The following is a 14700-nucleotide window of genomic DNA, read 5'->3' on the forward strand; positions in this document are numbered from 1 at the left end:
CCTCGATCTCGCGTCTCAGGACTCGGCCAGCTGCGCCTCGTGCTCGGCGATGGCCGTCACGGTGTTGAGCTCGTGGCGGCGGGCGGCGGTCTCGATCATGTCGGGGTCGGCGCCGCCCTCGATGAGGTCGACGAGGCCGTCGTGCTCCGCGAGCGACGCGTGCGCCCGGCCCGGCGCGTACCAGAACGCGGAGCGGCGGATGAGCTCGAGCCGCGTCCACTCGTCCTCGACCAGGCCGGCGAGGCGTTCGTCGTCGCAGCGGGAGCACAGCAGCTGGTGGAACTCTCGGTTGAGCGCGCCGAACCGGGCGGGCTCGAAGTTCGCCAGAGCGGCCGCCATCTCCTTGTTGAGGGTGCGGGCGCGCTCCAGGTCCTCGGGCGAGAGGTTCGGGGCCGAGAGTGCGGTGGCGTAGCCCTCGAGCCGTGCGAGCAGCTGCATGGTGCGCTCCCACGACCCGGTGTCGAACGTCTTCACGACGGCGCCGGCGTTCCGCACGATGTCGACCCAGCCCTCGGCCTCCAACCGGCGCACCGCCTCGCGCCAGGGCACGGAACTGATGCCGTAGTCGCGCACGAGCTGGTCGATCACCAGCCGGTGCCCGGGCGCGAACGTGCCTTCCATGATCCCCTTGCGCAGGATCTCGTAGCACTGCTCGGCCTTGCTCACGGCCACGGCCACAGGTGCCTCCTCGGTGGGTCGGCGGTGCCCCGTCGCGTCGTCGCGCGGGCGGACCGCCCCGTCGTCAGTCGTCCCGGGAATCATATCGGAGATCACACAGGATCCGGCAGGGTTCCGCGGATGGTTTCCAGCAAGCGTGCCACCTTGGGGTCGCGCGCGGCGGCGCCGGGCCTCGTGAGCACCAGCGCGCGCAGGCCCGTGGGCTCGGGCTCGATCGGGCGCACGGTGAGGTCGAACCGCGCGAGGCTCGCGCGGTCGGGGTCCGGCAGGATCGCCCGGGCCACGCCGGCCTCGACGAGCGGGATCCCCGACTGGATCGTCTCCACCGTGCGGATCGATGACGGCGTCACCCCCCACCGGCGCAGCGCCGCCTCCACCGCCTCGGGGAGACTGGGGACGGCGGCGGTACGGCGCGGCAGCAGCAGGAGCTCGCCGTCGAACGCGCGCAGCGGGAGCGCCTCGCCCTCGGCGCCGGCGTCGGACGTGTCCGGCGGCAGCGCCGCGACGAGCGGCACCTCGCCCCAGTCGACGACGTCGAGCACGCCGCGGTGGCGGGCGACGAACCGCCGCGGGTCGGCGACCATCACGGCCGCGACGTCGACGGTGCGCTGCTGAACCATGTCGATCGCCGTCCACGGCGGCGGGTCGACGAGTCGCACCTCGACGTCGGGGGCCGCCGCGGCGTGCGCCCGCACCAGCGCGGGCAGCCGGTGCCACATGAGCACCGGCACGGCGGCCACGGTGAGCGAGCCTGCGATGCCCGCGCCGAACCGGCCCAGCGCCGCGACGATGTCGTCCACCTCCCCCAGCACGCGTGACGCCGCGTCGAGCAGGTAGCGGCCCGCGCTCGTGGGCTCGACGCCGCGCGGGGTCCGCACCAGCAGCGGCACGCCGACGTCCGCCTCGAGCTTCGAGATCGCGACGCTCAGCGGCGGCTGCGACAGGTGCAGACGCGCCGCCGCGGCCGTGATCGACCCGGCCTCCACGACCGCGGTGAAGTACCGCAGGTGACGCAGTTCCATAGCCTCAATGGTAGTCGTGCCGCCCCGTCATACTCCTGATGTATGGGAGTGAGAGGACATCGGTAGTTCCGCGGACGGGTCAGCGTCACGAGACTCGGAGGCATGCTCCCGACTACGACCCCCGCTCCCCCGTTCACCCTGACGCGCGCCGGCCACGTCGTGCTGGCCGTCACGGACCTCGCCGCGAGCCGCGACTTCTACCGCGACGTCATCGGCCTCGTCGTCACCGCGGAGACCGGCGACGCCGTCTACCTCCGCGGCCTCGAGGAGGATGCGCACCACAGCCTCGTGCTCGAACAGGCCGCCGAGGCGAAGGCCGTGTGCCTGGGCCTGCGCGTGCGCACCGACGCCGACATCTCCGCCGCCGAGCGGCACTTCGCCGCGACCGGCGTCGAGCACGAACGTCTCGAGCGCCCGCACCAGGGGCCCACGCTGCGCTTCCGCGACGCGGTCGGCACGCACGTCGAGCTCACGTCGTCGATGGACCTGGTGCCGCGCAAGATGGCGGACTTCCACGACTTCCGCGCCGGGGCCCCGCAGCGCCTCGACCACTTCCAGGCCGTCACCCACGACGTGCGCACGGCCACAGAGTTCTGGACCGGCCTCGGCATGCGGACGTCGGAGTACACCGGCCAGTACCGCGAGGACGGCACCGACGAGCTCTGGGGCACCTGGATGGAGGTGAAGGGCAACACCCACGACCTGGTGTTCACCAACGGCCGCGGTCCGCGCCTGCACCACTTCGCCTACACGGTGCCCGACGCGACGTCGCTCATCCACGCCGCCGACGTCACCGGCTCGCTCGGCCTCGGCCACGAGATCGACCGCGGACCCGGGCGGCACGGCATCAGCAACGCCCTGTTCCTCTACGTGCGCGACCCCGACCAGCACCGCATCGAGCTGTTCACCACGCACTACCAGTTCATCGACCTGGAGAGCGAGGCGATCCGCTGGGACGTGAGCGACCCGCGCCGCGCGCAGCAGTGGGGCATGCCGGCCTCCGAGCGCTGGTTCTTCGAGGCGAGCGAGTTCCCGGGCGAACCTGTGCGCGAGCCGCTGCTGCACGCCACCCCGCCCACCCTCGAGGCCTTCCTGGGCCTGCACTGATGCGCGACGACGGCCTGGGCGTCGCCGACCGCCTCGCCGCCACGGTCGCGGAAGCCGGCCGCTCCCTCGCCGGGCTCTGGCTGGCCGGCGGCAGCCCGCTGCTCGCGGAGACGTGCGCGGACTCCGGCCTCGACCTGCTGCTCGCTGACACCGAGCACGACCCGCGCGGCACCCGGCCGGCGGTCGAGGCTGCGCTCGCGCAGGTCCACGCGACCCGCGGATACCCGGCGACGACGCTCGTCCGGGCGGCCGACGACGCGACGCTGCGCGCGCTGCTGGACGGCGGCATCCGCGACGTCGTCGTCCCCGTGGGCTCGGTCGACGGCGCGCAGCAGGTCGCGGGCGTCGTACGGCGTGCGACCGGCGGACGCGGCACGGTGCTCGTCCAGGTCGGCACTCCGGACGTCGCGGCGGCCGTCGCCGACCTCGTCGCCCTGGACGGCGTGGCGGGCGTCCTCCTCGACGCGCCCGACCTCGCCGCCGCCCTGGGGCGGCCTGGTCACGCTCACCCGGACGTCGTGACCGAGGTGCTCCGGACGGTCCGCGAGGTGCGCGCGGCAGGAGGCGTCGTCGGCGTCGACGCGTCGGAACCCGTCGTCGCCGAGGCCTGCCGCGAGGCGGGCGCGTCGTTCGTCGTCGTCGGGACCGACGTGACGATGCTCGCCCATGGCGCCGCCGCACTCGCGGCACGGGTCGGGCTAGGCAGCGGGCCTTGCAGATAACATGAGGCGTCGGCCATCCGTCGACGCCTCCACACCGATCTGCACGGAGCAGCACCCGTGACATCCGACGTTCGTGTCCCACGCCGCAAGCTCTCCGACACTGCCGCCGACCAGCTCTCTGCCCGCATCCAGGCCGGCGAGTACCCGGTCGGCACGAAGCTCCCCGCAGAGAAGGAGCTCGCCCAGCTGTTCGGCGTCGGGCGCAGCTCGATGCGCGAGGCCGTGCGCACGCTCGAGGCCGCCGGCTACCTGGAGAGCACACACGGTGTCGGTGTCTTCGTGCGCAACGACAAGCCGCAGAGCGCCGGTCCCCTCGATCTCACGCTCGGCGGCGGCTACACGATGAGCGACCTGTTCGAGGTACGGATCGCCCTCGAGGGCACTGCAGCCGAGCTGGCGGCAGCCCGGCTCACCGACCACCACCGGGAGCTCCTGGTCACGTTCCTCACCGCTGCCGGCGACCCGGAGGTGACGCACGAGGAGTTCGTCCGCCTGGACGCACGGTTCCACCGCCAGATCGCCGAGGCCAGCGGCAACCCGCTCCTGCAGTACATGTGGGAGTCCCTCGGCGCGCAGTTCGAGGAGTACTCCCTCAAGGTCATCGAGATCCCCGGTCGCCTGGAACGGGCCCACACTGACCACGTCGGCATCGCCGACGCACTCGCACAGCGGGACCCCGAGCTCGCGGCCGAGCGGGCGCGTGAGCACGTGCGCACCGTCCAGCGCGAGCTGCGTCGCTCTGCCGACGACGCAGCACGGCCCCGGACGACTGCCTAGGTCGGGCGGGGCCGCACTGCGTAGCGCGCCGCTCAGACGAAGATGTCGGCGACGAGGACGAGGGCCAGTGCCACGACCGACAGCATCGACTGACCGAGCGTGTACGTCTTCAGCGTGCCGCGCGTGGACAAGCCAAAGAGGCTCCGCAGCATCCAGAACGCGTTGTCGCTGAACTGGCCGCCGAAGATGCCGCCGGCACCGGCTGCAAGAACGACGAGCACGGGACTGAGGCCAAGGCCGTCGACCAGGGGCGCGATGATGCTGATCGCGGTGATCCCGGCGACGGTCTGGCCGCCGATGGCCATGCGCATGACGGCGGCGATGAACCAGACGGCCAGGAGCGGCAAGGTCGAGTTCGCCTCGAAAAGGTTCGAGAGCACGTCCTGCATCCCGGTACCCGCGATGATCTGGCCCAGAGAGCCCGAGACGGCCGTGACGACGAGGATCGTGCCCACGGTCTCGAGCGCCTTGTTCACAACATCCGACTGCCCCGTCAGCCCAGACCTCCGCGTCGTGATGACCAGGGCGGTGAGCGCACCCGCGAACAGCGCGATGACCGGACTCCCGAGGAAGCCGATCACACCGTTGTCGATGCCCACGAGGGGCGCGACGATCGCGGCGACGATGAGCACGAGGACGACGAGCACGGGCGCGAGGGCCGCACCCATGGACGGCAGGTGCGAGTCGTCGGGCTCGGCCTCCGCCTCCTCCTGCTCCAGGCGCTCGTCGACGATCTCCTCGTCACGCGCAGGGTTCCACCAGCGCAGGCGCTCCATCGCCCCCAGGTACAGGAAGATGGTCAGCGCGACCGAAGGGATCGCGACGAGGAAGCCTGGCACGAGGATGTCGCTCGGCGAGAGCGAGAGCGTGCCGAGGTAGGCGAGCATCGCGGCCCCGGGGATGACCAGCGCGTTCCCGGCCGCGAGCCCCATGGAGACGGGGCCCGCGAGGGACGCCACGGGGCGGCCCGTGATCCGAGCGACCCGGCGGGCGATCGGTGCGACGATCACGAGAAGCACGTCGAAGTAGATGGCGGGCGTCACGGTCGACAGAGTGAGGCCGAAAGCATAGGGCGATCCCCGCTTGCCGAAGACCTTGAGGATGCCCTGCACGATCCGCTGCACGGCTCCATAGCTCGACATGAGGAAGCCCATGACCACACCGAGCGAGATCAGCAGGCCGACCTCGGCCATCAGCGAGCCGAAGCCCTCGTTGATCCCCGTGACGACGTCGTCGTAGGACATGCCCGTCGTGAGCCCCAGGACGATCGTCCCAAGGAGCAGCGCGAGCGCCGGGTTGAGCCTGAGCCTGACGATCAGCAGCGCGATCGCCACGAAGACCAGAACGAAGTCGATGATCAGCCATGCTGCTGACACCATCGCCACCTGCTTCCGTGGTGGGGACCGCTCGGTGCGGTCCCGGGATGAAAGATGACCTGAGGGTCGGGGCGACGATGGATGCGTGCGGGCGATCCGCCATTGGACCCTGGATGACTCCTCAGATGACCTGCACCGTAGACGGGCTGGCCGACTGCGGTCAACCCGCTCAATTCCACGCATTTCAAGCCTGGTTGTGGCAGTTCGGGCCCCGCGGCACGAACGTCAACTCCTCTGATGACCTGCTATCGTCCTGGGATCGTGAGACGCACACGGCGGCGTACTGCCGTCGGACGGAGGAGTGAGATGAAGATCGACCGGGTCGAGACGTTCGTGCTGAAGGTGCCCCTGGGCGCCGAGCGGTTCTACTCCTCCCAGGCGGAGTTCCCCGAGCGCAACAGCCTGCTGGTGCGCGTCACGACCACCGACGGGGTCGTCGGCTGGGGGGAGGGCGGGCAGTACGGCCCCGCCGAGCCGGTCAAGGAGTGCATCGACTCCGTCCTCGCTCCCCGCCTCCTCGCGATGGCCACTGCCGATCCCGGCGTGGTCTGGGAGCACCTCTACTCGTCGACGCGCGACTTCGGGCAGAAGGGCACCTACATCGAGGCGATCAGCGCGATCGACATCGCCCTGTGGGACATCGCTGGAAAGAGCCTGGGCGTACCCGTGTCGACCCTCATGGGCGGTCGGTTCCGCGAGCACGTGCCAGCCTACGGCACCGGGGGTTACTACCGGGACACGGAGCTCGACGCAGCGCGCGATCTGCCCGCGCTGCAGGACGAGGTCACCCGGTACGCCGAGTCCGGGTTCTCGATGCTCAAGATGAAGGTCGGCCTGCTGCCAGTCCGCGAGGACGCGCGTCGCGTCGCAGCGGTCCGCGAGGCGCTGGGCGACGACTTCGGCCTGCTCGCGGACGCCAACCACGCCTACAACTCGAGCACCGCGGTTGCGATGGGACGCGTCCTGGAGGACGCCGGGTTCGAGCTCTTCGAGGAGCCCGTGCCGCCGGAGGACCGGGCCGGCTATGCCCGCGTCCGTGCTGCGGTCGACGTTCCCGTCGCCGGGGGCGAGGCCGAGTACACCCGCTACGGGTTCCGGGACTTCATCGCCGGCGGCTGCGTCGACATCGTGCAGCCCGACATCTGCGTCGCAGGCGGGATCTCCGAGGTGCAGCGGATCGCCGCACTCGCGTCGGCGCACAACCTGCGCACCGTTCCCCACGTCTGGGGCTCGGGCATCGCCCTGAGCGCCGGGCTCCACGTGTGCGCGGCGCTTCCGCTCACACCGTTCGCCTACCGCCCGGTGCCGCTGCAGAACGAGCCCGTCATCGAGTTCGACCGCACCCGGAACCCGCTACGCGACGACCTCTTGTCCGAGCCGTTCACGATCGAGCACGGTCATGTCGCCGTCCCCACCGGGCCGGGGCTCGGCGTCGAGGTGAACATGGACGTCGTCGAGCGGTACCGGGCGGCGTGAGAGGCGCACGACGAACACGCGCGACCTCACCACCCGCGCCGCCCTCGGCACGGGTGGGTGAGCCGGCAGCGGCGCGGCCAACGCTCTCGTCGAGGCGGGCGGAGCACAGGTCTCCATCGCCTGCCGGAGAACCGCCCACCCGACGAAGCGTCCCTGGCACACGCCGCCGGGCCGACGGCGATTCTGTTGTCCGACTCCGGGCCGTTCTCGCACGCGTGCTCGACCTGAGCAGGGAGCTAACGCCTCGCAGGGCGCTGTCGTAGCTGTCGCCGGCCGAACCGACAGGAGGCGACCGCCCCCGGCCTCTGCGAGGCGCGCGTGTCGCGGATCGCGAGGTACTGCATGCCTTTTGGCGCCGCGGTGCGCGAGGCCGATCAGATTGCCGCCGTCGCGGGTGCGGGTCGGGATGTCCGTCTCCAGGACAACCAGGGCGAGGTCGGTGCGCAGACCCGGGGACGCTCTGCCAGCCGATCACGCGCCCGGAGCAGACACCGCCACAGAGCTGGCGCCCGGGCTCGCTGCCGGCGGAACGCCGTGGCCACGACCTCGCTGCGACGCGCAACGCCCGGCAAGCCCGCTCGAGTCACGCGAGAGGCCCCGCCCTCCATCGAGGGCGGGGCCTCTGCACGTACTCGACATGCCCGACTTTCGGTCAGACGTTGAACCCCAGCATCCGCAGCTGCTCACGGCCCTCGTCGGTGATCTTCTCCGGGCCCCACGGCGGCATCCAGACCCAGTTGATGCGGAAGCCGTCGACGAGCCCCTCGAGCGCGGTGCCGGCCTGGTCCTCGATGACGTCCGTGAGCGGGCAGGCCGCCGACGTGAGCGTCATGTCGATCGTGGACATGTTGTTCTGGTCCACCTGGATGCCGTAGACGAGGCCCAGGTCGACAACGTTGATGCCCAGCTCGGGGTCGATGACGTCGCGCAGGGCCTCCTCGACGTCCGCCGCCGTGGTGGGCGTGGGGGCCGCGGCCGGCTCGGCGACGGGCGGGGCAGCCGCCTCGGTCGTGTTCTCGGTCATCGTGTCCTCTCAGGTTCAGGTCGGCTTCAGCCCAGCGCGCCGCTGCGCGCCAGCGAGTCCTTGAGCGCCGCCCAGCCGAGCAGCGCGCACTTGATGCGGGCGGGGTACTGCGAGACGCCGGTGAACGCGCTCGCGTCGCCGAGGGCGTCCAGCGCGTCGTCGTCGTCCAGACCCTTGCCCCGCGAGGCCATGAGGTCGTGGAAGACGGCGTCCAGGCGGGCGACGTCGGCCAGGTCGTGCCCGGTGACGAGCTCCGTCATCACGGAGGCGGACGCCTGCGAGATGGAGCAGCCCTGGCCTTCCCAGGACACGCCGGACACGGTGGTGCCGTCGACGTCCACGCGGAGCGTGATCTCGTCGCCGCAGGTCGGGTTCACCTGGTGCGACTCCCCCGACCGGTGGTCGGTGGGCGCGTCCACGAGGCCCCGACCGTGCGGGCGCTTCGCGTGGTCCAGGATCACCTGCTGGTACATCTGCTCGAGCGAGCTCACTGCTGTCCTCTCCGCCTACGTCAGTCCACACCGAAGAACGCGCGCACGCCCGCCAGTGCTTCCCGGAACGCCGCGATCTCCTCGGCCGTGGTGTACACGGAGGCCGACGCGCGCGCCGTCGCCGCCACGCCGAACCGGCGGTGCAGCGGCTGCGCGCAGTGGTGCCCCACGCGGACGGCGATGCCCTTGTCGTCGAGCACCTGCCCCACGTCGTGCGCGTGCACGCCGTCGACGACGAACGACACGACGGCGAGCCGGTCGCGCGCGTCCGCCGGGCCGACGATCCGCACGCCGGGGATCTCGCCGATGCGCACCAGCTCGGCCGCGAGCTCGCGCTCGTGCGCGGCCACGCGGTCCATGCCCAGCTCGTCCAGCCACTGCGCCGCGACGCCCATGCCGACGGCCTGCGCGACCATCTGCGTGCCGGCCTCGAACCGCTGCGGCGGCGGGGCGTACGTCGTCCCGGCCATGGTCACGACCTCGACCATCGACCCGCCCGTGGTGACCGGCGGCATCGCCTCGAGCAGCTCGCGCCGCCCGTACAGCGCGCCGACGCCGGTCGGGCCGAGCATCTTGTGGGCGCTGAACGCCGCGAGGTCCACGCCCAGGGCGTGCAGGTCCACCGGCAGGTGCGGCACGGACTGGCACGCGTCGAGCACCGTGACGGCCCCGACCTTCTTCGCGGCGGTGACCAGCTCTGCCACGGGGGCGATCGCGCCCGTCACGTTGGACACGTGGCCGAACGCCACCACGCGGGTGCGCTCGGTGATCACGCCCGCGACGTCGGACAGGTCGATCCGCCCGTCGTCGTCGACGCCGAACCAGCGCAGGACGGCGCCGGTACGGGCGCACAGCTCCTGCCACGGCACGAGGTTGGCGTGGTGCTCCGCCTCGGTGACGACGATCTCGTCGCCCGGGGACAGGCGGAACCGCTCAGCGGCGGCTCCCCCGCGCCCGGCCGTCGCGTTGGAGAACGCGTACGCCACGAGGTTGAGGGCCGCGGTCGCGCCCGGCGTCCAGACGATCTCGCCCTCGTCGGCCCCGACGAACCTCGCCACCGCCGCCCGGGCGTCCTCGAACGCCTCGGTCGCCTCCTCGGCGAGCTGGTGCGCGCCGCGGTGCACGGCCGCGTTGCGCTGCTCGTAGAAGTCGACCTCCGCCTCGAGCACGACATTCGGCTTCTGCGACGTCGCGGCCGAGTCCAGGTAGACCAGCTGCCGGCCACCCCGCACCGTGCGCCCGAGCAGCGGGAAGTCCGCCCGCACGGCCGCGAGCTCCGCCGCGGTGAGCGACGGGCGCACGGTGTCGGTGGTGGTCATGCTGTCCTCCTGGTGACGGCTCCTGGTCGAGTGCTCGACGAGGAGGTCAGGCCATCGTCGCGCCGGTGCCGACGTACTTGTCGTAGCCGTTCTCCTCGAGCTGCTCCGCGAGCTCGGGGCCGCCCTCCTCGGCGATCTTGCCGTCGACGAAGACGTGCACGAAGTCCGGCTTGATGTAGCGCAGGATGCGCGTGTAGTGCGTGATGAGCAGCACGCCGACGTCGGTGTTCGACTTGGCGCGGTTCACGCCCTCGGACACGACGCGCAGGGCGTCGACGTCGAGGCCGGAGTCGGTCTCGTCGAGGATCGCGAAGTGCGGCTTGAAGAGCTCCATCTGGAGGATCTCGTGGCGCTTCTTCTCACCGCCGGAGAAGCCCTCGTTGACGGAGCGCTCGGCGAAGGTCGAGTCGATGCGGAGGTTCTCCATCGCACCCTTGACCTCCTTGCCCCACGTGCGCAGGGCGGGCGCCTCGCCGTCGATGGCGGTCTTGGCGGTGCGCAGGAAGTTCGCCACGGACACACCGGGCACCTCGACCGGGTACTGCATGGCGAGGAAGAGGCCGGCGCGGGCGCGCTCGTCGACGGTCATCGCGAGGAGGTCCTCGCCGTCGAGCGTGACGGTGCCGGAGGTCACCGTGTACTTCGGGTGGCCGGCGAGGGCCGAGGCGAGGGTCGACTTGCCGGAGCCGTTCGGCCCCATGATGGCGTGCGTCTCGCCCGAGTTGATGGTCAGGTCGACGCCGCGCAGGATCGGCTTGGCGCCTTCCTTGGTCTCGACGCTGACGTGCAGGTCGCGGATCTCCAGGGTGGGCATGCTTCGTGTCTCCAGGTCTGTGTTGCGAAAGTCTGAGGCAGGTCAGGACGCGACGGCGAGCCGCTCGTCGACGTCCACGAGGATGCGGTCGCCGTCCACGGTCACCGGGTACACCGGTACGGGCTGCGTCGCGGGGAGCTGGACCGGCTTGCCGGTGCGCAGGTCGAACTGCGAGCCGTGCAGCCAGCACTCGACCAGGCAGCCCTCGACCTCCCCGTCGGACAGGGAGACCTGTCCGTGCGAGCAGATGTCCGAGAGGGCGTGCCAGCCGCCGTCGGCGTCGCGCACGACGGCGACCGGGACCGGGGCCCCGTCCGCGCCGTCGAGCTCCACGAGCATGGCCTCCTCGGGGGCGAGGTCGTCGGCCATGCAGGCCAGCTGAGAGGTCATCGCCGGGTCACTCCGCGACGCCGGTGATGGCGCTCATCGACTTCTCCAGCTCCGCCTCGATCGACGCGAGCAGGCGCTCCTCGACCGACGGGACGCCGATCTCGTCGATCAGCTCGGCGAAGAAGCCGCGCACCACGAGCCGACGGGCGTCGACCTCGGGGATGCCGCGGGCCATGAGGTAGAAGAGCTGCTCGTCGTCGAAGCGGCCGGTCGCCGACGCGTGCCCCGCGCCCTCGATCTCGCCCGTCTCGATCTCCAGGTTCGGCACCGAGTCGGCGCGGGCGCCGTCGGTGAGGACCAGGTTGCGGTTGAGCTCGTAGGTGTCGGTGCCCTCGGCCTCGGCCTGGATGAGCACGTCCCCGACCCACACCACGTGCGCGCCGGCGCCCTGCAGGGCGCCCTTGTACGTGACGCGCGACTTGCAGCGCGGCACGGCGTGGTCCACGAAGAGGCGGTGCTCCTGGTGCTGGTCCGCGTCCGCGAAGTACAGGCCGACCATCTCGACCTCGCCGCCCTCGCCCGTGAACGTCGCGTCCGGCGTGAGGCGCACGACGTCGCCGCCGAAGGTCACGACGACGTGCTTGAGCTTGGCGTCGCGGCCGATGCGGGCCCGGTGGCTGGAGGCGTGCACGGCGCCGTCGGCCCAGTCCTGGACGCTGACGACGGTGAGGTGCGCGCCCTCGTCGACGACGATCTCGACCGTCTGGTTGAGGGTCGCGTCACCGCGGTGGTCGATGACGACGACGCCCTCGGCGTGGTGCTCGGCGTGCACCAGCAGGTGCTGCGCCGTGAGGTCCTTCGTCGCGCCCTCGACGCGCACGGAGGTGACGTCGGTGGCGACGGCCTCGGCGGGGAGCGTGACGACGGTCGCCTCGGCGGCCGCGTTCCACGCGGTCACCGCGGTGCGGTCGCCCGGCTTGCCGGTCGTGCCCAGGCGCGGGTCGTCCTTGCCGACGATCTCGACCTTGGCCTCGGGGGCCTCGACGACGGTCGTCAGCACGCCGCCGGCGCCGTGCTCCTCGCCGAACAGCGGCTGGAGCCGCGCCACCGGCGAGAAGCGCCACTCCTCCTCGCGCCCGGTGGGCACGGGGATGTCGGCGAGGTCGAACGACGTCTTGCGCTCGGCGCGCGAGCCCGCCGGCACGACGCCGTGGGAGTGGGCGCCGTCGGCCACGGCGCGGGAGTGATCGGTAGTGATGGCCATCAGCCGACGGACCCTTCCATCTGCAGCTCGATGAGGCGGTTGAGCTCGAGCGCGTACTCCATGGGCAGCTCGCGCGCGATGGGCTCGACGAACCCGCGCACGATCATGGCCATCGCCTCGGTCTCCTCCATGCCTCGGGACATGAGGTAGAACAGCTGGTCCTCGCTCACCCGCGAGACCGTCGCCTCGTGCCCCATGGACACGTCGTCCTCGCGGACGTCGACGTACGGGTAGGTGTCGGACCGGGAGATCTGGTCGACGAGCAGCGCGTCGCACAGCACGGTCGACGCGGAGTGCTTGGCGCCCTCGAGCACCTGCACCAGGCCGCGGTACGAGGTGCGGCCGCCGCCGCGGGCGACGGACTTCGACACGATCGACGACGACGTGCGCGGCGCGGCGTGCACCATCTTGCAGCCGGCGTCCTGGTGCTGGCCCTCGCCCGCGAAGGCGATGGACAGCGTCTCGCCGCGGGCGTGCTCGCCCAGCAGGTAGATCGCCGGGTACTTCATCGTGACCTTGGAGCCGATGTTGCCGTCGACCCACTCCATGGTGGCGCCCTCGGCGGCCGTGGCGCGCTTGGTCACCAGGTTGTACACGTTGTTCGACCAGTTCTGGATGGTCGTGTAGCGCACGCGGGCGTTCTTCTTCACGACGATCTCGACGACCGCGGAGTGCAGCGAGTCGCTCGAGTAGATCGGCGCGGTGCAGCCCTCGACGTAGTGCACGTAGGAGCCCTCGTCCGCGATGATCAGCGTCCGCTCGAACTGGCCCATGTTCTCCGTGTTGATGCGGAAGTAGGCCTGCAGCGGGATCTCCACGTGCACGCCCGGCGGCACGTAGACGAACGAGCCGCCCGACCACACGGCCGAGTTCAGCGCGGCGAACTTGTTGTCGCCCGCCGGGATGACCGTGCCGAAGTACTCCTGGAACAGCTCCGGGTAGTCGCGCAGGCCGGTGTCGGTGTCGACGAAGATGACGCCCTGGGCCTCGAGGTCCTCGCGGATCTGGTGGTACACGACCTCGGACTCGTACTGCGCGGCGACGCCGGCCACGAGGCGCTGCTTCTCCGCCTCGGGGATGCCGAGCCGGTCGTAGGTGGCGCGGATGTCCTCGGGCAGGTCCTCCCAGCTGGCGGCCTGCTTCTCCGTGGAGCGCACGAAGTACTTGATCCGGTCGAAGTCGATCCCGGTGAGGTCGGCGCCCCAGTTCGGCATCGGCTTCTTGTCGAAGAGGCGCAGCGCCTTGAGGCGCGCCTTGCGCATCCACTCGGGCTCGTTCTTGAGCTCGGAGATGTTCTTGACGACGTCCTCGTTCAGACCGCGCTGCGCGGCCTCGCCCGCGGCGTCGCTGTCGCGCCAGCCGTACTCGTACGCACCGATCGAGTCGATGATCTCGTCATCGGACCGCTTCTCGGTGCCCTGCGCCGAAGCCGCCTGGGCGGCGTCCTGGGTGGGAGCGCTCATCGTGTTCCTTCCTGCGTGCCGCGGGTGCGGTGGGCCGGGGTGGGGAGGTTCTGGGGGGACGTCGGGGTGGAGACGATCGGGACGTTCGTGACGCACGCGTGCGCGCCTCCCGCGATCGTGGCGAGGCGCTGGACGTGCGTGCCGAGCAGCTCGGAGAACGCGCGGGCCTCGGCCTCGCACAGCTCGGTGAACTCCTCGGCGACGTGCTGCACCGGGCAGTGCCCCTGGCACAGCTGGACGGTGGGCAGCAGCGGTCCGCTCACCGGGCGGACCGAGGCGGCGTAGCCGTCGGCCGACAGCAGGTCGGCGAGCTGGGCCGCGCGCTCCTGCGGGTCGGTGGCGGTGAGGCGGGGCGCGTACCGCGTGACGACGGCGTCGTACCGGTCGGCGGCGAACCGCGCCACGGCGTCCGTCCCGCCGGTCTCGCGCAGGTAGCGCATCACCTGGGCCGCGAGCTCGGAGTAACCGCCCGCGAGGTCCGACTGCCCGCGAGCGCTGACGACGTAGCGGCGGGCGGGGCGGCCCCGGCGGCCCGACGACGGACCGGCCTCGTGCACCGCGATCGTGCCGTCCTCCTCGAGGCAGGCGAGGTGCCGGCGGACGGCGGCGGAGGTGAGGCCGAGCCGGTCGGCGAGCTCCCCCGCCGTCACGGGACCCTCGCCGGCGACGAGCTCCAGGACGCGGCGGCGGGTGGTGCCGTCGGCCTCGGGCGCGCCGTCGAGCAGGCGGGGGTCGACGCGTGCGGCCGTGCGGTCGGTCGTGCTGGTCGGCATGCGCTCACCCCCGTGCGGCTCGTGGACCACCGGGGGCAAACCTCACCCCCGGCGACGACGTCGA

At 71.6% G+C, this 14700-nt stretch carries 15 protein-coding genes; 4 read left to right on the forward strand and 11 right to left on the reverse strand.

From position 1 onward, the window contains the following. Positions 1-15: 15 nt before the first annotated feature. Together ACFQ8T_RS09605 and ACFQ8T_RS09610 are read right to left on the reverse strand one after the other, a co-directional pair. Positions 16-678 carry a GntR family transcriptional regulator gene (locus tag ACFQ8T_RS09605; protein WP_430546311.1) on the reverse strand — a complete coding sequence of 221 codons (663 nt, stop codon included), beginning with the start codon at positions 676-678 and terminating at the stop codon, positions 16-18. A 92-nt stretch (positions 679-770) separates the two neighbouring features. After that, positions 771-1700, reverse strand: a complete 930-nt coding sequence (locus ACFQ8T_RS09610; RefSeq protein WP_430546312.1) for a LysR family transcriptional regulator — start codon at positions 1698-1700, stop codon at positions 771-773. Positions 1701-1802: 102 nt separating this feature from the next. On the opposite strand from ACFQ8T_RS09610, the gene hpaD reads away from it, so the two are divergent. Genes hpaD through ACFQ8T_RS09625 form a run of 3 tightly spaced genes read left to right on the forward strand, consistent with a single transcriptional unit; the run spans position 1803 to position 4306 of the window. Then, positions 1803-2807, forward strand: coding sequence for a 3,4-dihydroxyphenylacetate 2,3-dioxygenase (gene hpaD, locus ACFQ8T_RS09615; RefSeq protein WP_430546313.1), 1005 nt, complete (start codon positions 1803-1805; stop codon positions 2805-2807). Next, positions 2807-3529, forward strand: coding sequence for an aldolase/citrate lyase family protein (locus ACFQ8T_RS09620; protein ID WP_430546314.1), 723 nt, complete (start codon positions 2807-2809; stop codon positions 3527-3529). Before hpaD ends, ACFQ8T_RS09620 begins: the two co-directional genes overlap by 1 nt. Before the next feature lie 57 nt (positions 3530-3586). Continuing rightward, entirely contained in the window at positions 3587-4306 is a 720-nt protein-coding gene (locus ACFQ8T_RS09625; RefSeq protein WP_430546315.1) for a FadR/GntR family transcriptional regulator, read from the forward strand. 32 nt (positions 4307-4338) lie between these two features. Here ACFQ8T_RS09625 and ACFQ8T_RS09630 read toward each other — a convergent pair whose 3' ends face one another. Further along, positions 4339-5685, reverse strand: coding sequence for a GntP family permease (locus ACFQ8T_RS09630; RefSeq protein WP_430546316.1), 1347 nt, complete (start codon positions 5683-5685; stop codon positions 4339-4341). Between the two features lie 303 nt (positions 5686-5988). Between ACFQ8T_RS09630 and ACFQ8T_RS09635 the strand changes: the two genes are divergently transcribed. Further along, the gene (locus ACFQ8T_RS09635; RefSeq protein ID WP_430546317.1) at positions 5989-7158 is read left to right on the forward strand and encodes a mandelate racemase/muconate lactonizing enzyme family protein; all 1170 of its coding nucleotides are present in this window, start codon (positions 5989-5991) and stop codon (positions 7156-7158) included. Positions 7159-7810: 652 nt separating this feature from the next. Here the strand turns inward: ACFQ8T_RS09635 and ACFQ8T_RS09640 are convergent. The 8 genes from ACFQ8T_RS09640 to ACFQ8T_RS09675 are packed head-to-tail and all read right to left on the reverse strand — an operon-like array spanning position 7811 to position 14636. Beyond that, positions 7811-8182, reverse strand: coding sequence for a metal-sulfur cluster assembly factor (locus tag ACFQ8T_RS09640; protein ID WP_429767164.1), 372 nt, complete (start codon positions 8180-8182; stop codon positions 7811-7813). 26 nt (positions 8183-8208) lie between these two features. Further along, on the reverse strand, positions 8209-8673 hold the full coding sequence (gene sufU, locus ACFQ8T_RS09645; protein WP_430546318.1) for a Fe-S cluster assembly sulfur transfer protein SufU: 465 nt from the start codon (positions 8671-8673) through the stop codon (positions 8209-8211). A gap of 20 nt (positions 8674-8693) precedes the next feature. Further along, positions 8694-9992, reverse strand: coding sequence for a cysteine desulfurase (locus tag ACFQ8T_RS09650; RefSeq protein WP_430546319.1), 1299 nt, complete (start codon positions 9990-9992; stop codon positions 8694-8696). Between the two features lie 46 nt (positions 9993-10038). Further along, positions 10039-10806 (reverse strand): Fe-S cluster assembly ATPase SufC, encoded by a 768-nt coding sequence (sufC, locus tag ACFQ8T_RS09655; protein ID WP_429767169.1) that lies wholly within the window; start codon positions 10804-10806, stop codon positions 10039-10041. A 42-nt stretch (positions 10807-10848) separates the two neighbouring features. After that, positions 10849-11196, reverse strand: a complete 348-nt coding sequence (locus tag ACFQ8T_RS09660) for a non-heme iron oxygenase ferredoxin subunit (RefSeq protein WP_380316062.1) — start codon at positions 11194-11196, stop codon at positions 10849-10851. Between the two features lie 7 nt (positions 11197-11203). Then, the gene (sufD, locus tag ACFQ8T_RS09665) at positions 11204-12400 is read right to left on the reverse strand and encodes a Fe-S cluster assembly protein SufD (protein ID WP_429767170.1); all 1197 of its coding nucleotides are present in this window, start codon (positions 12398-12400) and stop codon (positions 11204-11206) included. After that, positions 12400-13863 carry a Fe-S cluster assembly protein SufB gene (sufB, locus tag ACFQ8T_RS09670; protein WP_429767171.1) on the reverse strand — a complete coding sequence of 488 codons (1464 nt, stop codon included), beginning with the start codon at positions 13861-13863 and terminating at the stop codon, positions 12400-12402. Before sufB ends, sufD begins: the two co-directional genes overlap by 1 nt. Further along, on the reverse strand, positions 13860-14636 hold the full coding sequence (locus ACFQ8T_RS09675) for a helix-turn-helix transcriptional regulator (RefSeq protein ID WP_430546320.1): 777 nt from the start codon (positions 14634-14636) through the stop codon (positions 13860-13862). Before ACFQ8T_RS09675 ends, sufB begins: the two co-directional genes overlap by 4 nt. Positions 14637-14700 lie beyond the last annotated feature (64 nt).

Source organism: Isoptericola sp. NPDC056618, from assembly GCF_042792715.1.
GTDB lineage: Bacteria > Actinomycetota > Actinomycetes > Actinomycetales > Cellulomonadaceae > Isoptericola > Isoptericola nanjingensis.